The following is a 19,079-nucleotide window of genomic DNA, read 5'->3' on the forward strand; positions in this document are numbered from 1 at the left end:
AAGAAATACTGTTTTTTAAGATGGGATGCACTATTTGACTTGTATTTCTTTTATTTTGGATTGACGTACATAAATACGTTTAAGTGGAAAAAAGCCAGCTATCATATGATAGCTGGCTTTTTTAATATAACAACAAACAAATTTATGACACACCCTAGTGTTTAATGGTTTTCTTTGGCATGGTTAAGGGTATATTTAGGAATCTCGATGGTTAAATCGTCTTCATCAAGCATTACCTGACAAGATAGGCGTGAGTCAGGCTCTAATCCCCAAGCGCGATCCAATAAATCTGCTTCGATATCGTCCATCTCTTCTAGGCTATTGAAACCCTTACGTACTACCACATGGCAAGTAGTACAAGCCTTTGACATCTCACAAGCATGTTCAATTTTGATGCCTTTTTCTAGCAGCGCTTTACAAAGGTTCTCACCAGACTCTAGCTCAACTTCGGTGCCTTCAGGGCAAATTTCGTGATGGGGTAGTACGGTAATCTTTGGCATAAATATTTTATCCGATGCTAATCAATTTAAAAAATGAAAAATCAGCTTAGTAAAGGTGCTAAGCGGTAATTTTAACGTATTTGTTACCAGTCTTGGGCGCTAGTACCTGCCATGCTGGTTTTGACGCTTTGATTCATAATACGAGCGGCAAAAGCATCACTATGGGGTTTAAGCTTGGCTTGCTGTGCTTCGATAAGCGCTAAGTCATCAGTGCTGAGTACGGTTTGTAGCGCTTGTATTTGCTCTGCTAATGCTTGCTGCTCTTCAGGCGATATTAATGAGGCAAACTCTTTAAGGGCAGACTGTAGTGCCAATACTTCGCGCTCAGCCTCTACTTTGGTCTCGATTAAAGAGCGTGCATTTTTATCTTCTTCTGCATGCTTGAATCCTGCCACCAGTAATTGTTCTTTTTGCTCATCTGATAAACCATAAGCAGGTACAATTTCAATTTTGCTTTCTGTCTTGGTGGTGGTCTCTTGAGCACTGACGGTAAGCTGCCCATTAGCATCAATACTAAAAGTCACTTCAATGCGCGCAAATCCAGCCTTCATTGGCGGGATGCCATATAGCTCAAAACGCCCAAGTGAACGGCAGTTTTCCACGGTTTCGCGCTCGCCCTGTACTACATGAATCACCATACCTGTTTGACCATCTTGATAGGTCGTAAATACTTGGCGTTTTTTGACAGGGATTGGAGTGTTGCGTGGGATAAGCACTTCAACCAGACCGCCCATCGTTTCAAGACCTAGCGATAGTGGTGTTACATCTAATAATAGTAGATTGTTGTCACTGTCGCCATTGATCAATTGATGCGCCGTTTGAGCAGCGCCTAAAGCGACTACTTCATCTGGATTAAGACGACAAAGTGGTTCTTTGCCAAAAAAGTCTGTCACGACTTGCTGTACAGCAGGCATGCGTGTAGAGCCACCGACCAAAATTACTTCGTCTAATTCTGAAGCAGACAGTTTGGCGTCGCGTAATACTTGCTCGCATACACTTAGTGTACGGCGGCTAACTGGTTCTGCGATAGCCAGTAAATCTTTGCGGTGTAAGATACCTTGAAAAGATTGCTCATTGACAGTGATGTTGATAGCAACTTGCTCAGCATCAGTCAATGCTTGTTTATACGCTTTGGCTTGTTGCGCAAGTATCGATTTGTCATGACGACTCACGTCTTTAGGGTCGATGTTTAATTGTTTGATAAGCCAGTTGGTCATAAGACGGTCTATATCATCACCACCCAAGGCACTGTTACCGCCGGTCGCCAATACTTCAAAGACGCCATCAGTCAGCTTTAAAATAGACACGTCAAAGGTACCGCCACCCAAATCATAGATTAAATAATAGCTTTCTAACTCATTGCTTTGTGTTGTCTGGTCGAGACCGTAGGCAACGGCAGCAGCAGTGGGCTCATTCAAGAGACGTAAAACATTGATACCTGCCGCTTGCGCCGCATCTTTTGTCGCTTGACGTTGAGCTTCATCAAAATAGGCTGGAACGGTAATGACCGCGCCTTCGATGCTATCTGCAGGCAATGTACTTGCAGCACGTTGCTCAAGCGCTGCTAATATACGTGCTGAGACTTCGACCGGAGAAACATCCCCTTGGCTGGTCACGAATGCTGGCATATCGTCTTTGTTGCCACTCAACTCATAAGGATGAGAGAACTTAATATCCGCTTGACTACGGCCCATAAACCGCTTAGCCGAGACGATCGTATTTTTTGGATCATCCGCTAAATGGGCTAGGGCATCATAGCCAACAAGAGGCTTGCCTGTACTGGGATAATAAACAACAGAAGGGAGTAAGGTATCTGTACTTGTGCCTGCTTCTAAGACCTGCGCTTTGCCTGAACGTACCACTGCCACTAATGAGCGTGTGGTACCAAGATCGATTCCCAGACCAAAATGATGCTGGTGAGGTTGAGCGCTTTGATTGGGTTCGGCAATTTGCAATAAAGACATAAGATAACTCAGAGATAAAATGAATAAGTGAAATGGAGCAAATACAACATACGCACTACCGCAGCTATCTTACTATAGAAACAGAAAAGCCGATCGGTTAAGAGTGCTTAAAATAAAATATTAAACGTATAAATCATCGTCATCTGAATGTTCAGTAGTAGCCACTTCATCAAGTCCTGTGGTTACGTCAGCATTCAATTTTACTAAAAACTTGAGTTTTTGGGTCGCATCGATCGCTGTTTGCCAGTCTTGATTTTGGTAGGCACTACTAAAGCGTTGAGACTGTTTAGCCAGACGTTCAGTAATCTGTGGATGTAGCTGTTGTAAGGTTGAACGATTTTTATCGTCAATGGCTTCATCTAAATCAATCCGCATCTGCATCGCATCTTCTAAAAAATCTAAGTCTGCGATAGAGTGCTCCACATTCTGTGCTTGGCCTGCCATATCTAATAGGTAGCTTGCCCGGCTATCGGGGGCGCTTAATGCTTGATACGCTTGGTTGATTAGCGCAGAAGCTTGCTCAGATTGCTGTTTCGCTTGTGCAGCATCTGTGCCGTTTTTGACGACATTGTCAGGGTGATAACGTTTTTGTAGCAGACGTAAATGTTGGTCGAGGTTGTCTTGATTGACTTCAAATTGTACAGGCTGCTCAAATAGGGCAAAGAAGTTATCAAACTGTGCTTCTTGAGTAATATTTGTCATGTCATGCGCCTTACTTTTTTATTTGTTTTTTAAGTTTTTCAGACTAAGGACTTGTTTACGACTGGGTTCATTATACCGTTGTAGCTGTAATAGTTCATCGCTTGAGCTTAAATTACCAGCTAAGCTTAAACACAAAGTACGAAAGCCCTAGACTGTAAAGGACTCACCGCAACCACATTCACCCTTTTGATTGGGGTTAGTGAACTTAAAACCTTCGTTTAAACCTTCTTTTTCATAGTCCATTAGTAGCCCGTCTAAATATACTAGGCTTTTAGGATCAATAAAGATACTAACATCGCGGCTTTCATAGCGCGTGTCATTTTCGTCAGGCGTATCGACGAACTCTAAAACATAGGCTAAGCCTGAACAGCCAGCCGTACGAATGCCCACTCGAATGCCTTCACCTTTGCCGCGGTTGTCCAAAAAATCTCGAACATGCTGGGCGGCGCGTTCTGTCATTTCAATCATGCCAACTCCCATTGATTATCAATAATAGAGGTATTAACTTAATTAAGAAGCCATTAATAAAAAAAATATGTATTATAAAATGGTGCCGAGATAGATTCTATCTAAACTGACAATATAAAGTAAAAGGTGACAATTGCATAAGCGTCATTGTCACCTTTTTAGCGTCAGTCGCTTTCAGTAATTCGTTAACACTGTACTACCATAAAGATATAGCGCACAGGCTAAACGATTTAGCTGGTAGCTTCTTCTGTAACAGCGTCAGCTGCTGTACTATGCTTACCTTTATAGTCGCTGATAGCGGCTTTAATGGCATCTTCTGCTAGTACAGAGCAATGCACTTTTACTGGTGGCAATGCCAATTCTTCAGCGATATCGTTGTTCTTAATTTCGCCAGCTTGATCCAAGCTCTTGCCTTTAAGCCACTCGGTAACGAGCGAGCTTGATGCAATTGCTGAACCGCAGCCATAAGTCTTAAAGCGTGCATCTTCGATAACACCGTTGTCATCGACTTGGATTTGTAGACGCATCACGTCGCCACAAGCTGGGGCACCAACCATACCAGTACCGATATTTTTGGCGTTTTTGTCAAAATTACCAACGTTGCGTGGGTTTTCGTAATGATCAATAACTTGGTCACTATAGGCCATGAGGTTTTCTCCTAGTTAGATGATGAGCAATAACTGATTAGTTTGAAGTGTTATTTGCTCATCGATAATTGGGGTCAAACACGTAATTTAATTGTCTGATTAATCGTTTGATGGCTACATTTAATAGCCATGTTTATATTCTCAATAATTTTAGTGCTCAGCCCATTCGACTGAATTTAAATCAACACCTTCTTGGTACATATCCCAAAGTGGTGATAGCGCGCGTAATTTATCAACGGCTTCATGCATTTGCTTAATAACGGTTTCGATATCTTCTTCAGTGGTATAACGACCGAAGCTGAAACGTATCGAGCTGTGTGCTAATTCATCTGGGCGACCAATAGCACGTAGTACATAGGATGGTTCAAGTGTCGCTGACGTACAGGCCGAACCTGATGAGACAGCTAAGTCTTTTAGCGACATCATTAATGACTCGCCTTCGACAAAGTTAAAGCTGATATTTACGATATTAGGTACACTGTTCTCTAAATCACCGTTAAGGTAGATCTCTTCGATATCTTGTAGACCGTCCCACAGTTTTTGACGTAGTTTCGCTGCGTGAGCATGGTCTTCTTGGTAACGCTCATTGGCTAAGGCAAATGCGGCACCAATACCAACGATTTGATGGGTTGGCAAGGTACCAGAACGCATACCACGCTCATGACCACCACCGTGTTGTTCGGCTTTCAAACGAATACGAGGCTTACGGCGAACAAATAGCGCACCGATACCTTTAGGACCGTATGCTTTGTGACCTGAAAAACTCATTAAGTCGATTTTCATTTCTTCGAGATTAATCAGCACTTTACCTACAGACTGTGCGCCATCGACATGGAAAACCACACCGGCTTCACGAGTGATATCGCCAATAGCAGCCACATCAGTAATCGTACCAAGTTCGTTGTTTACCATCATCAGTGAGACTAAGATAGTGTCTTCACGCAAAGCATCTTTAACTTGTTCTGGTAAAATCAAACCAGTGCTTGGCTGTGGCTCAAGATAAGTAATGTCAAAACCTTCTTGCTCAAGCTCACGGCAAGTATCTAATACTGCTTTGTGTTCAATTTTACTGGTAATGATGTGTTTGCCACGAGACTGATAGAAATGTGCTGCGCCTTTAATGGCTAAGTTATCAGACTCTGTTGCACCAGAAGTGAAGACGATTTCGCGTGGATCAGCGTGGATCACTTCAGCCACTTGCTGACGCGCTGTTTCTACCGCTTCTTCTGCTTGCCAGCCATAGCCGTGCGAGCGCGAGGCTGGATTACCAAAGATGCCATCTACAGTCAGATACTCGCTCATTTTAGCAGCTACTGACTTTGCAACTGGCGTGGTGGCGGCATAATCTAAGTATATAAGGTTGTTATGTTGGCTCATGCTGGGTTTGCCTCGCTGTTCGATAGGGTAATAGTATTGATATCTTTTATAGAAATACTTTTAGTGGGTGTGTGCTGACGTTCTGAGACTAATTGCACATTTTCCATGTCTAGTAATTGCGCTAATGTTATATTTTTCAAGTACTGTTCGATATGATTGGACAATGCACACCATAAATCATGGGTTAGACACATTGTACCACCTTGACAGTCACCGCGTCCTTCGCACTGCATTGCATCAACTGATTCGTCGACAGCAGAGATGATGCTCATGACATCTATCTCGTGCAATGGTTTTGCGAGGTGATAGCCACCTGCTGCACCGCGAATACTAGTAACGAGACCACGTTTACGTAGTTTAGAGAATAGTTGCTCCAGATACGAGATAGAAATCGATTGCCGTTTGGCAATATCAGATAATGATACTGCACTGTCTTGTTGACTGGTTTGTAGTGCCAAATCCAATAATGCAGTAACGGCGTATCTGCCTCGGGTAGTCAAACGCATGTGTTATCTCCAAACTTTTATGTTTTTTATATTTAACAACGATCTTAACGAGAGGGTATCTGTAGGCACTATTGAAATAACATGAGAGTGGCCTATCAGAGTATCTACATATCTACCGCTAAATTGTGTTCTATCGTCATTAAACAACAGATGGTGCACCCGATGTGTGTAACGATTAATCCAATTATACTTAATCCCGAGTAATTTAGTCAAGATTAAAATGTGGTTGAATGGTTAATGCAGCTTATAACTGTGATTGATAAAAACAATGTGATCAATAGTGTTAATAATAAGGGCAATAAAAGAGGGGGCAGTGCGAGAGGAATGTTGATGTTTAGAGCAATTGGCATATGAGTATAAAAGCCGAACAAAGCGTTTAATATCTTATTACAGGCATTAAGCGCTCAATTCATCAAACAATATAATAGTTGCAGTTAAATGTATTTTTAGTATTGCCGAACTCGGCATTGCCTAAACTAATTCATTAATAATGTGATGATTGATCCAACCATAACAACGAGCGCGACCACCGTCACGATCATGAATGTTTTTTGCTTGCTTTGTAATTCTTTAACCGTGGTTTCAAGTTCGCGGTTTTTGATGGTCAAGGTATTGATTTGAGTTTGTTGTTCTTTAATGCGTAGCTTATAGCTTTCCTTCTTATCTGCCATTTCAGCTTCTGTAGGTTTGGATTTGCCTTTGCCACCTTTTATCTTTTTAATCAAGCCTTGGATTAAGCTACCAAGACCGAGTTGCATAATAAACTGCTTGACTAGCTGTACCTGAACGGACTCCCCACGCATCTGTAGCTTTTCCGTGGTTTCGCTATCGTGAGTGGTAATCGCGTTGATTACTTGAAGACTATAAGCATTGATGACGACGTCAGGCTCGCTACGCCCGATGGGTAAATTGGAATCGAGCAACACACCTTTGGTACTAAAAGTGGCGAAAACCTCTACATGTGGTAAATATAAGCGCAGAGCCACGACAGTACCTTGCTTGGCAAGTGGATAAGCGGCTTTACGTAGCTCGGGGTCTAGACGTAACAGTAGGGTCAGCGCCGACTCGATGAACACCAGAATAATATTGAGAAAAGAGTGAGACAACGTAGAACGCTTCATGTAAGTAATCCGTTTTTTATTTGGCAAATCAGAGGCAAAAGACAAACAAGAGTCGAAACCCATCCAAGATGTGCAGTGATATTTTGCTTATATTAACGTCTTTATAATAAAAAGTAACGCTAGTTTCTATTAATTCGCTACCAGTGGGTAAATTATTACCTTACAATTCGGCAGTCGATAAAGACACTGGTATTAATGACTGGTAATGTATTAATATTGCCTGGCAACGGCTGAAAACCATAAATCGACACAGTTCGGCTACGTAAGCCGAACTCATAGTAAGCTAAAGTGATGAGTAGTTAGAACCGTTGCAGATGTTTTGCGTAACATTGAGTGTCAAATACGTAGTACAGTACACAAAAATATGTAAAATCGCTTGCGCTCCCTATGCTGCCTTGATATAAAGACGATAACAAAGTGAAACTCGTTAATATGTGGGTCAGGTAGTTTTTATTGCTTAAGTGCTATGAGAGCGTTACAATACTTGGCGTGAGCATTTATTATCCCCTTAAACTTGAAGGAAATTTTATGAATAAGTCAGAATTAATTGATAGCATCGCAGACAAAAGTGGTCTAAATAAAACCCAAGCTGGTGATGCATTGAATGCTGTTATGGAAAGTGTTGGTGAAGCGTTAGAAGCTGGTGATAGTATCTCATTGGTTGGCTTTGGTACTTTTAGCGTAAAAGACCGTAAAGCCCGTACAGGCCGTAACCCTAAGACTGGTGAAGAGCTTAGTATTCCAGCAAGCAAAGTACCAAGCTTCAAAGCTGGCAAAAACTTAAAAGAGCGCTTAAACTAAGAAAGTTTATTTCTATTATAGATAAGCGCTATATAATGAACGTGATATACGAATAAAAATAGCGTTTGTTAGCAGTAAAATAATAGACAGTCGCTCATAGCGTAGTTCACAATAGAAGCGATAAAAAAGCACCTAATATTTAGGTGCTTTTTTAGTGCTATAGTTTGCATCATATAACGTGAATATTTTGAGTCTGCATTAAAAATCACGTATCATAGGGCGCGCGATAGACGCATTGTCAAAATCAGGTTGCTGCAACACAACCTATATAACATGTACATGTTCTTACTCTTACCATTGCCTGCTTAGATAGCATCGATATTAATAATAGTATTACAATGGTTTTTCATCAATATAGGTTAATAAAGTAGAGATAACTATGGATAAATTGCGCGATTTTTTAAAAAGCTGGCCAGGTCGCATTTTATTGATTTTATGCCTATCGCCGCTCGCTCTATTGGGTGTCGAAAGCTATTTTGGCGGTGGCGTTGATCCCAACCAAGTTGCTCAGGTGGGTGAAGCAAGTATCGGGCTGTCAGAGTATCAGACTGCCGTGAATAACCGTCGTACCGAAATATTAGAGCAGGTTGATGATGCCAGTCTATTAAATGAAGATGTACTGCATGAGCAAGTATTAAAAGGGCTTATTGATCGTACCTTGTTAGAGCAGCAAGCGGGCAAGCTTGGTATGACTGTTTCTGATGACACGATTAATCGTCTGCTGCGTCAAGAAGAGATATTTAAAGATGCAGAAGGCAACTTCTCTAACGATCAGTTTTCGAACTTTTTACGTCAACGTGGCATGACCAAAAATCAGCTGTTTGCTGAATTTCGTAATCAATTAAGTCTCGACCAGCTCAATGCCAGTATCGTTGGTACCGCTATTTATCCGATGCAAGCGGTCAGTCAATTAATCGACCTACAGCTTGAGTCGCGCAATATCTGGCTACATCGCTTTCATTGGCAAGGCTATCAAAACAAAGTAAAACTGAGCAAAAATGACATACAAGCATATTATGATGGTAATAAAGAAACGCTGAAAAGTGCAGCAATGGTCGATTTGGCTTATCTGCAATTGAGCCCGCAAACCATTGAAGTGAGCGACATTACTAAAGAAGATTTACAGCAGCAATATGAAGCTTATAAGCAAGGTCTTGCGATCACTGACGAGCGTAAAGTTAGCCAAATCCTATTAACCGGTGATAACGCTAAGGCTCGTGCTGACAAAGTGAAAACGCGTCTAGATAAAGGTGAGTCATTTACCAAGCTTGCTAAAGCAGAGTCTGATGATCCATCAGGAGAAACGGGCGGTGATATCGGTCGCTTTAACGCGGCAGTATTTGGTAATGACGCCACTGCCGTTGAAAAGGCGCTAGAGGGTCTAAGTGTTGGCGATGTCACGGCACCTATTAAGACCAGCTTTGGCTATCAAATATTTACGGTCACCGAAGACAATGGTAGCAAAACGCCAAGCCTAGAAAGCATGCGTGACGAGCTGACGGTTAAAGCAAAAGAATATAAGCGTCAGGAAATCTATGCCGATAAAGTGACATCGATTAATGACTTGGCCGCAGATGGTTTTAGTATCGAAGATATTGCTCAGCAAGAAAACGTGACGCTCAAGCATATCAAAGATTACCGTAAAGAAAACAACCAATCGGTACTGTCTCAACCAGCAGTAATCAAGCAAGCGTTTGATGAATTTACGATTCAAGATCAAGCAGTAACTGCAGGTATAAAAGTTGGGAATGGTACAGTATGGGTACAGCCGAGTAATTATCGTCCGACTAAAGTATTAACCTTATCAGCGGCTACACCGATAATCACTCAAGTATTACGTCAACAAAAAGCCACGGCGTTGGCGCTAAAAGATGCTCAAGCAGTTGCTGCTGGGATTAAAACCACTGCTGATATCAGTAAGCAACCAGTCAGCTTTCAAGCATTGGGTGATGTGAACCGTCAGACCACAGTATTGACAGAAAAAGAGCGTGGGCTAGCGTTCAGTAAGCAAGCGGCTGAAAATGCTGTCGTGGCCGTTGCTAGCGAATCTGAGATGGGTGCGACGGTATTGGTGGGCGATCGTATTAAGACGGAGCAGCAATCACCATTGTCTGATATGCAAAGAGCACAAACCGCGACCATTATTCGTGATAACTTAGGTCAAGACCAGCTACAAGATTATTTAGATTATCTACGTTTGGTGTATAAAGTTGAGATTAATGACTCTAATATGGCCAATGCGCAGGGACGTTAAGCGTTTGGCTGGTCTTTAAACTTAAACAGCCATAAATATTTGATATGAAAAAGCCACTGTAACTATAGTTACAGTGGCTTTTTTCAATACTTATATTAACACATGAAGTGCTGTTTAGAGCATATCAATGACGGAAATGACGCATGCCAGTGAATACCATGGCGATACCATGCTCATTTGCCGCAGCGATGGTCTCATCATCACGCATAGAGCCGCCTGGCTGAATGATAGCAGCGATACCTACTTCAGCTGCATTATCAATGCCATCACGGAACGGGAAGAAAGCATCAGATGCCATTACTGCGCCTTCAGTGGCAAGTCCTGCATGCTCAGCCTTGATAGCAGCGATACGGGCTGAGTTAATACGGCTCATTTGACCCGCACCCACACCGATAGTGCGCTGACCTTTGGCATAAACGATGGCGTTGGATTTGACGTATTTTGCCACATTCCAGCTAAACAGCAGGTCAGCAATTTGTGCTTCAGTTGGCTGCACGTCAGTGACAATTTTTAGATCATCTGCTGTAATTAGACCAAGATCTTGTTCTTGAACAAGCAAACCACCGTTGACACGTTTATAGTCAAGCTGGCCATCGCGCTGATCTGGTGTTGGTAACTCACCGCATACCAATACGCGGACATTTTTCTTTGACGCAGTCGCTTCAAGAACACCGTCTTCAATGCTAGGGGCAATAATAACTTCTACAAACTGATTGTCGATAATGGCTTTAGCAGCCACCAACGTCAAGGGGCGGTTAAAGGCAATGATGCCACCAAAAGAAGACTCAGGGTCAGTGCTAAAGGCAGTGCGATAAGCGGCTACTTGATCGTTATCCACTGCAACGCCGCAAGGGTTGGCGTGCTTAACGATAACGCAGGCAGGCGTACTAAAGGCTTTAACGCATTCAAGCGCTGCATCAGTATCGGCAATATTATTGTACGATAACGCTTTACCTTGCAACTGCTTAGCGGTCGCAATAGAGGCTTGTTGGCTTTTTAACGGCTGATTTTCAGTATAAAAAGCGGCGTTTTGATGCGGGTTTTCGCCATAACGTAGGTCTTGAACTTTTTCAAGCTGAACATTAAATGTACGCGAAAAATTCTCAGGTTCTTGATTTTCATTAACACGGCTGCCTAAGAAATTGGCAATCATACCGTCGTATTGGGCAGTATGTTCAAATGCCTTGACCGCTAAGTCGTAGCGTAGGGCCGTTGTCAACTCAGTGCCATCCCCTAAGGCTGCAAGTATGCGCTGATAATCTGCTGGATCGGTAACGATACCTACGTGAGCATGGTTTTTTGCCGCCGAACGCACCATCGTAGGACCGCCAATATCGATGTTTTCGATGGCATCATTCATGGTAACGTCGCTACGAGCAATGGTTTGAGCAAAAGGATATAGATTTACCACAACCAAATCAATACGCTCAATCGCGTGCTCATTCATCACTGCATCATCGGTACCACGGCGGCCTAAGATACCACCATGAATTTTCGGATGCAGCGTTTTAACACGGCCATCCATCATTTCAGGAAAGCCAGTGTAATCTGACACTTCGGTCACATCGACATTGTTTTCTGTGAGTAGCCGATAAGTACCGCCAGTAGACAATAAGCCAAAACCTGCTTTAATGAGGCCTTGAGCAAATTCAACGATATTAGATTTATCGGAAACTGATAATAGAGCAAGTGGGGTTGTACTCATAAAAAAACTTCCATAAAAAAAGCCTGACATTGATGTCTGGCAAGGTGATAGCGACAATCATTGCAGACATGGTCACCATGGATAAAGTCACGATAGATAAGGTCATGAATAATGAATGGCCATGCATAAGAATTGTCAGTGAAAATAGGTAGACTCATATAGCCGGTGCTACATTAAATCATAAGTTTTGAGTTTTTTGCGTAAGGTGCCGCGATTGAGACCTAAAATTTGCGCACATTTGGTTTGATTGCCCCGAGTTTTTTCAAGGACGACGGATAGCAGGGGTTCTTCGACTTGTCTTAAGATAAGCTCGTATAGGTCGGTGGGCATCTCATCGCCTAGCATCGAAAAATACTGGCGTACCACACGCTCAACATGTACCCGCAGAGGCTCTTGCGCATGACTATTATGGTTGTCTGGAGCGTACTCAACATCTTGAGTGGGGTGAAGGCAGTTTTCTTTAGTATAGTCGGCAGGATGCTCAGAGCTTTTGGCAAAATGATTGGCATTATGCTGTACATGAGGTGCCATAAGATAATGTCCTTTGGGTTAGAAAGAGTCAAACCGTAAGATGTTAAGGCATTATATCAAATTAACATCGTCTAGCACCGAAAGATTGGTCACTATCTTAGCATTACCGTTGATTTGCCTCTTGTCTGGATTAGACTTTGATGAATTAGGGCGTAACCTCAAACTGAACGAAAGCGAGTAAATGGGCTAGAGATATTATAGCCTATCCAAAAAGTATAAATAAAAATAGGCTTAATACAGAGCATTTAAGGTCACTTCGCGAATTTGTGCATTAGCAACAGGTATTGTAAACAGTAGTTTTCTGTCACTATTAGCGGCTAATTGATTCTGCTTGCTCAATAGATAATCGTCTGGTGCCGCGATAAATTCACCAATCAGATTGTCTGCGCCGTAAACGCTGACCTTAACATTAGGGTATAGCTGCGCGGTTGCGCTCTGATTACTCAATGTGGCGCTGACATCGCTAAACCTGCCGGTTTGATTGATTTGACTGGGTTTGTGACTGGGGTTGTTAATAGTAAATGCCATTAGATCTGCACTGGGTAAACTACAAGCCGCGATCGAACATATGGCTTGAAGGCGCTCTGCATGAGCGGGGGTTTTTACCAAGGTTTCTAAGTTGAAAATGACATATTGTGCAAAAAGCAACATGGCTAATACCAAGCATCCGAGTATCCACAGTAACGATGCGACCGAGCGCCTTTCAGGAGTTGAGCTGTGATGGGCTGGTGGTTTTTTTACAGCCCCTCTATTTACAGTCCCGTTAGTAGCAGCACTGTCTTCATGTTTGAGTGGCACACCCATATCGAGTAATAACTGCGATAAATCTGTATCATCTTGCGGTATGTTTTGGTCTATATTTTGGTCTTTAAGGAGTTTTTCGAGCCAGGCGTTGTCAGTGGCAGCATCAACGTTTGCACGAATATCATTAGCGGCTGCCGAACTTAGTGCAACCTGTGCGGATGATGAGTGGTTTGTTACAGTGTTAGAAGTTGATTTCACCAATGAATTGGCGTTTTTATCAGACGTTTTAGCGCGGCTCTTTGAGGGGGTGTTCGTTGTTGTAGAGCTAAGACTGGCTTGAGTCAACCAAGCATCCATACTATCTAAAGAGTCATACTCCAAACCGCTCTCTTTTGACTCATCGATATCCATATCATCATAAATCAAGTCGTCATGAATCAATGTATCGGATGGGAAGTCTTTTGATGACCGTGCTTTAGGTTGAGTAGAGTCGATATCTGCTTGAATAGTAGTGTCATTGGGGGAGTTAGGAGTGACGATTAGATGCTTATTGACCAAAAAATTTCGCTGGCATTGATCACAGCTAACAGTGGCGTTGACTTTATTTAACTGAGTTTGTTTTACTTTAAAGCAAGCTTGGCAATGAGGGCACTGGGTTTTTATTGGGGTGGTCATAGGGTTGAATCCAAGAAAGTATGGTTATCACTACCGCTGAGCCACTCACTAAAAGCTGCCTATGGTGCTAATACTGCCATTTAAAAGCTCTAAAATTCTATGAGTCATGGACAGAGTGGCGTCAAACACATAACATTTGACTGCCCTCTATCGTAACAGATGTAATTAAATGTTGCTAGCCTGTAAATATACCAGATAAACGCTGCCAATGTTGGTCTTCTTGTGCCGTAAAAGCATGTTTTGCATCAAGCGTAAAATAAGGTTGGTAAGCCGCCGTTACTTGTTCGGTTTGCGACTCGATTAAGCCTGCCAATACAATGCGACCTTTCGGTGCGATTAAGGTGGCGAAATAAGGGGCTAAGCCGATAAGTGGTTTGGCCAAAATATTGGCGATGATAGCTTCTACAGGTAAGACATCATTTTGCGAGCAGTAATCAGTGAAGTCTTCTGGCAAAAACGCTTGTAGACGATCACCAACATGGTTACGTGCTGCATTTTGATTGGTTGCGAGCACCGCTTGGGGATCAATATCGACTGCGTAAACTTGGCGTGCACCCAATAATAAAGCGGCGATGCCTAAAATACCTGAACCGCAACCGTAATCAATCACGACTTTGTCTTTTAAGTCTTGTTCTGTTAACCAGTCGAGGCATAAGCGTGTGGTGGCGTGATAGCCAGTACCAAAGGCTAAGCCAGGATCCATAATAATGTTAGTCGCGTCAGGATTGGGCGGCGTTAGCCAGTTAGGCACAATCCACAAGTTATTGGCACATTCTATTGGGTGATAGTTGCTCATCCATTCGCGCTCCCAGTCTTTGTCATCGACAGCACTTAGCCAAAGTCGGGTGGCTTGTACTTGTGCGGCGATGTCATGACTTAGCTGCTCGATGGCCTGACGATTACCAGCATCGGTAGTGGCATCAAATAATCCTGTTAGGATGACCTCATCCCACAGTGGTGACTCACCAGGAAGTGGCTCAAACAAAGGTTGATCACCTGCGTCGTCTAAGGCTATTGATAATGCGCCTGCCTCTAGTAGCAGCGCCTCAGCCAAATCGACGTTTGCTTTTTCACATTGTAAATGCAGTTGTTGCCATGCCATAACGATAACCTTAAGCTAAAATAAAAATGAATGTATGATTTGGATAAATAATGAGGGTGCAGAATAGAAAAAGTGAGTATAGTCAGTTGGAGATTAAAGTCGACACATTAATAACCATGCACTACTGAAGTAAGTTTTTCTGGCTTGCTGTGCCTACGCCGACAGAGGCTGCGAAAAATTTACTCCAGTAGCGCTTGTATCTATTCTAAAGTGATTTAACTATAGATTACAAAGTTATAAACTTAGTATCGATTCACTTCGATATGTCTTGATATTAACGCAATGCTTGTTTGGCTTCACTGACCACACGCGAGTTGCCTTGTGCTTGTCCTGACTGCAAAATTATTTGCCATAACGCGCGCCTGCGATTAGCATCTTGAGAAACGCTCAGTCCACGCCTTGCCATGGCTTCTGCCTTGCGAGGTTGGTTCTTTTTCAGTGCTACTTGGGCCAAATAAAAATAAACCGCAGACGACTTGGGTGCCATGCGTTGAGCACGGGTAAAACTGTTTTCAGCATTGGTTAGTTGGCCAGATTTTAGCTGACTGATTCCCGCTTGCATCAAATTGCGAAATGCTGGTAGATTGCTGTTATTAATGACTGGTTGCTGGGATTTTTGTTGTGAGTTTTTTCTGGCACGCTCCAACAGCTCATTATGTGAAGGCGCTGATGGCTCAGAGATTATATAGTCTTCACGAGAAGGCGCTATTATAGTCGTGTCAGGCTGGGTCGACATTGGATTAGACGGTGCGAATACAGGCGTTTCTTGCGTCAATGGATTTGTTGACTCAGATGTAGGGTATGGCTCGATGGGATGATTGTTTTCGTTATCTGTTCTAACCATATCTGTATTAACAATGGGCGCTTGAGTGACCGTCGTTGTGGAGGTTTTTGGGGTTTGTGAGGATGGCACCGTTTGAACGGTCGAGGTTTTCATCGCAGTGGGCGTACTTGGTGCAGTTTGGCAAGCACTCAAACTTAGCATGCCAATCACAGCACTGGCTACGAGTAACGTATTGGCTGCTGTGTATTTTTTTAACGGGTTAATAATAGCTTCTTTAACCGATACAGTTTGTTGTAGAGGTAACACCATCTCGAGATCCTTTTTGATTTTTAATAGCAATTTTAGAACCATTCAACTGCGCGGTCGTACCAAGTGTCAGCACGATTGGGTGTGTCACCATTTTGCTCGGCACTATCGTCATCGTCTGTTTCAACGGCGTCACCATTTGGACTTTCTAAATTTTCACGGCGGCGTTGCTGATCGGTCGCGCCCCTCTGATTTTGCCACTGCATCTGCTCACGAGCACGCTCTTGTTGGTATAAGCCAATGGCACAGCTGCTGGCCTCTTCTGGTAAATGTGCTGACATCACTGGCAGATAGCGGGCGTCGGCACAGCGCTCATTAGAGAGTTTGCCTGAGTTGTTCTCTAACCATAACCATTCGATACCCTCAGGCTCTGGTAGTGCCACAGGTGTCAGTTTTAAGCGCTTCATATAATCAACCCAAACCGGCAACGCGCCAGTGCCACCGCTTAGACCAATCGGCTTGTTATCATCACGGCCCACCCAAACCACGCTGACATAGTTGCCACTGTAACCGGCAAACCAAGCATCACGATAATCGTTCGTGGTGCCTGTTTTACCTGCCAAGTTTAAGTTACTACCAAGTGATTGTACCCGTCTAGCAGTACCGTTTGAGACCACTTGTTGTAGCGCATAGTTTGTCAAAAAGTTTGTCTCAGGTGGAATGCTGCGCTGAGTATTTAGGCCAGTACGCTGCAATATGCGGCCACGATCATCGATTACGGTACGGATACTATGGATAGGCGTGCGGAAGCCACCGGTGGCAAAGACTTGGTAGACGCCGAGCATATCCATCGGGCTAAGATTGACAGAGCCTAACAAAGCCGAAGGATAGGGTGGTATTTTTTCTTTGACCCCCATGCGTTGTAACTGTTTGGCAAAGGTGTTGACCCCAAACTCCATACCCAAGCGTACCGCACTATGGTTATAAGATTTAGACAGGGCCGTGGTAAAGGGTACATAGCCATGGTCACGGTTGTCGTAGTTTCTTGGATTCCATTTTGTACCGTCGCTTAGATTGACAGTAATCGGCGAATCATCTACTGAACTGGCTAGATTATAGCGTCCGCTTTCAAGCGCGGTCATATAAATAATGGGCTTCAATAATGAACCTACTTGGCGTTTGGCATCGACGGCACGGTTAAAGCCAGTAAATTCACTGCCGCTACCTACCACAGAGACCAGCTCGCCAGTTTCTGGATTGGCACTCACCAATGCACCTTGTAGATCTTTGGTTTTGCTACCTTTACGACGTAGTTCACCTAATTTCTTATCAACGGCTTTGTCTGCGGCCAATTGCGCGATAGGGTCCAAGGTACTGATGATAATCAAACCTTCATTTTTGAGGTCATCAGAATAGTAGACGGTGTTTAATTCGCGTTTGACGATATCCAAAAAGTCGGGGAACTGACTCTTGCCTTCAACAGGCTTATCGACGATACCTAGCGGCTCTTCTAAGGCTTTGTCGTAGTCTTCTTGGCTAAGTGAGCCAACGGCTAGCATATTGCTAAGCACCACGTCACGGCGTGCTTTTGAATCATTTGGATGGCGACGCGGGTTATAAACACTAGGACCTTTTGCCATACCGACCAGCATCGCTTGCTGATCTAAGCGCAACTCTTTTAAAGGTTTGTCAAAATAAAACTGTGAGGCCAAACCGAAACCGTTAATAGAACGGTTGCCATTTTGCCCTAAGTAAATCTCGTTTAGATACGTTTGTAAAATTTCATCTTTGCTATAATGTAGCTCAAGTAGTACCGCCATAAATGCTTCGTTGGCTTTGCGTTTTAGGGTACGGTCTGAGTTGAGATAGAAATTTTTAATCAGCTGCTGAGTGATGGTCGAACCGCCTTGTCTAGAGCCACCAGAAAAGTTGTTCAGTACGGCGCGAGCAATACCGCGTATAGAGACCCCTTTGTGCTCATAAAACGCGCGGTCTTCAGTAGCGATTAGCGCATCAATCAACGGCTGCGGCACGTCATCTAATGAGACGACCATACGGTCTTCATTGCTGTCTGGATAAATACCACCAATATTGACAGGCTCTAAACGAATAATACCGCTTTTGGCAGGCAAGGTGCTTTGTACCGACTCAATTTTATTGCCAGCAATGGTCATTTTGATGACTTGCTCTTTGTCCACATCGTTGGCGCTATAACTAAAACCGCGGGTGTGGATAAAGTAGGTGTTGCCTGATTTGTGATAGGTGCCCGTGCGATCATAGGCTTTATTGCTTTGATAATTAAGCAATTCCAGCCAGGTCTTCATCGTATCTTTATCGACACTAGCACCTTGGTATAACTCAAGCGGCTGTGAGTATACTTTGGCAGGAATATCCCAGCGTTTACCCTCAAACTTATGAGTAATGGTGCGATCAAGTTTGATTAAATATAGCGCCAATAGCACCATACCAGCGATAATAACAATTAATATCAGACTACTAAATACCAAGCCACGCTGCTGTGAAGGTAGCGTGTGTTTAACAGACTTAGATGACTGTGATAATTTGGTATTTGGTAACTTAGAATTGGATTTTTGCACTGATGTCGCACCATTTTGGGATAAAAAACTGCCTCATAATGACGCAAATTGATAAATTTTTCAATCTATCATCGTCAATGTGGGCATTCATTGGTATTCAACTATGAGTGGTTATCCTGCTCACAGCACTGGCGTATAGTATAATGGTTATTAATACGAAAGCCTTAAAAGCTTTTAATTGGCCTAATAAGTGCCATATAGCATAGATATTCACGATAGCAGTTTAAGATTGCATGTTTTTCTATAATTTTATCAAAAAGCGCCGTAAAACCACGTCCTTCTATGGCGTGAATATCAGGCGTCAACCGTTGTCATCTCGCATTGACACCACCTTGATAACCAAACCCATTGAGCT

16 protein-coding genes are annotated in these 19,079 nt (G+C 43.1%); 2 read left to right on the forward strand and 14 right to left on the reverse strand.

From position 1 onward, the window contains the following. Positions 1-161: 161 nt before the first annotated feature. The 8 genes from fdx to ACT3TU_RS02950 form a co-directional block, all read right to left on the reverse strand. On the reverse strand, positions 162-500 hold the full coding sequence (gene fdx / locus ACT3TU_RS02915; RefSeq protein ID WP_192522487.1) for an ISC system 2Fe-2S type ferredoxin: 339 nt from the start codon (positions 498-500) through the stop codon (positions 162-164). A gap of 83 nt (positions 501-583) precedes the next feature. Further along, a complete protein-coding gene (hscA, locus tag ACT3TU_RS02920) occupies positions 584-2,464 on the reverse strand; it encodes a Fe-S protein assembly chaperone HscA (RefSeq protein ID WP_444784007.1) in 1,881 nt (626 codons plus the stop codon). A 120-nt stretch (positions 2,465-2,584) separates the two neighbouring features. Beyond that, positions 2,585-3,166 (reverse strand): Fe-S protein assembly co-chaperone HscB, encoded by a 582-nt coding sequence (hscB, locus tag ACT3TU_RS02925; protein ID WP_192522489.1) that lies wholly within the window; start codon positions 3,164-3,166, stop codon positions 2,585-2,587. Positions 3,167-3,313: 147 nt separating this feature from the next. Continuing rightward, a complete protein-coding gene (iscA, locus tag ACT3TU_RS02930; protein ID WP_025653020.1) occupies positions 3,314-3,634 on the reverse strand; it encodes an iron-sulfur cluster assembly protein IscA in 321 nt (106 codons plus the stop codon). Positions 3,635-3,864: 230 nt separating this feature from the next. Then, positions 3,865-4,281 (reverse strand): Fe-S cluster assembly scaffold IscU, encoded by a 417-nt coding sequence (gene iscU, locus ACT3TU_RS02935; RefSeq protein WP_192522490.1) that lies wholly within the window; start codon positions 4,279-4,281, stop codon positions 3,865-3,867. Positions 4,282-4,431: 150 nt separating this feature from the next. Next, positions 4,432-5,658 carry an IscS subfamily cysteine desulfurase gene (locus ACT3TU_RS02940; RefSeq protein WP_192522491.1) on the reverse strand — a complete coding sequence of 409 codons (1,227 nt, stop codon included), beginning with the start codon at positions 5,656-5,658 and terminating at the stop codon, positions 4,432-4,434. Beyond that, positions 5,655-6,164 (reverse strand): Rrf2 family transcriptional regulator, encoded by a 510-nt coding sequence (locus tag ACT3TU_RS02945; protein WP_192522492.1) that lies wholly within the window; start codon positions 6,162-6,164, stop codon positions 5,655-5,657. The genes ACT3TU_RS02940 and ACT3TU_RS02945 overlap by 4 nt, the downstream gene beginning before the upstream one ends. Positions 6,165-6,640: 476 nt before the next feature. After that, positions 6,641-7,285 carry a hypothetical protein gene (locus ACT3TU_RS02950; RefSeq protein WP_444784008.1) on the reverse strand — a complete coding sequence of 215 codons (645 nt, stop codon included), beginning with the start codon at positions 7,283-7,285 and terminating at the stop codon, positions 6,641-6,643. Between the two features lie 528 nt (positions 7,286-7,813). Between ACT3TU_RS02950 and ACT3TU_RS02955 the strand changes: the two genes are divergently transcribed. Continuing rightward, positions 7,814-8,086, forward strand: coding sequence for an HU family DNA-binding protein (locus tag ACT3TU_RS02955; protein ID WP_045445077.1), 273 nt, complete (start codon positions 7,814-7,816; stop codon positions 8,084-8,086). A 379-nt stretch (positions 8,087-8,465) separates the two neighbouring features. Beyond that, positions 8,466-10,340: a SurA N-terminal domain-containing protein gene (locus ACT3TU_RS02960; protein WP_444784009.1), complete on the forward strand. Its 1,875-nt coding sequence runs from the start codon at positions 8,466-8,468 to the stop codon at positions 10,338-10,340. A 124-nt stretch (positions 10,341-10,464) separates the two neighbouring features. Here ACT3TU_RS02960 and purH read toward each other — a convergent pair whose 3' ends face one another. The 6 genes from purH to mrcB all read right to left on the reverse strand — a co-directional run bounded on the left by purH (position 10,465) and on the right by mrcB (position 18,724). Then, complete coding sequence (purH, locus tag ACT3TU_RS02965) at positions 10,465-12,045, reverse strand: bifunctional phosphoribosylaminoimidazolecarboxamide formyltransferase/IMP cyclohydrolase (RefSeq protein ID WP_192529010.1); 1,581 nt, start codon at positions 12,043-12,045, stop codon at positions 10,465-10,467. Between the two features lie 168 nt (positions 12,046-12,213). Continuing rightward, entirely contained in the window at positions 12,214-12,576 is a 363-nt protein-coding gene (fis, locus tag ACT3TU_RS02970; RefSeq protein ID WP_192522496.1) for a DNA-binding transcriptional regulator Fis, read from the reverse strand. A 231-nt stretch (positions 12,577-12,807) separates the two neighbouring features. Then, positions 12,808-13,995, reverse strand: a complete 1,188-nt coding sequence (locus ACT3TU_RS02975; RefSeq protein ID WP_444784010.1) for a zinc-ribbon and DUF3426 domain-containing protein — start codon at positions 13,993-13,995, stop codon at positions 12,808-12,810. Positions 13,996-14,170: 175 nt separating this feature from the next. Continuing rightward, the gene (prmA, locus tag ACT3TU_RS02980) at positions 14,171-15,097 is read right to left on the reverse strand and encodes a 50S ribosomal protein L11 methyltransferase (protein ID WP_192522498.1); all 927 of its coding nucleotides are present in this window, start codon (positions 15,095-15,097) and stop codon (positions 14,171-14,173) included. Positions 15,098-15,371: 274 nt separating this feature from the next. Then, positions 15,372-16,190, reverse strand: a complete 819-nt coding sequence (locus ACT3TU_RS02985) for a tetratricopeptide repeat protein (protein ID WP_192522499.1) — start codon at positions 16,188-16,190, stop codon at positions 15,372-15,374. A 32-nt stretch (positions 16,191-16,222) separates the two neighbouring features. Then, complete coding sequence (mrcB, locus tag ACT3TU_RS02990) at positions 16,223-18,724, reverse strand: penicillin-binding protein 1B (RefSeq protein WP_192522500.1); 2,502 nt, start codon at positions 18,722-18,724, stop codon at positions 16,223-16,225. Positions 18,725-19,079: the final 355 nt, after the last annotated feature.

The sequence above is a fragment of the Psychrobacter sp. AOP3-A1-26 genome (genome assembly GCF_052378235.1).
Classification (GTDB): Bacteria; Pseudomonadota; Gammaproteobacteria; order Pseudomonadales; family Moraxellaceae; genus Psychrobacter.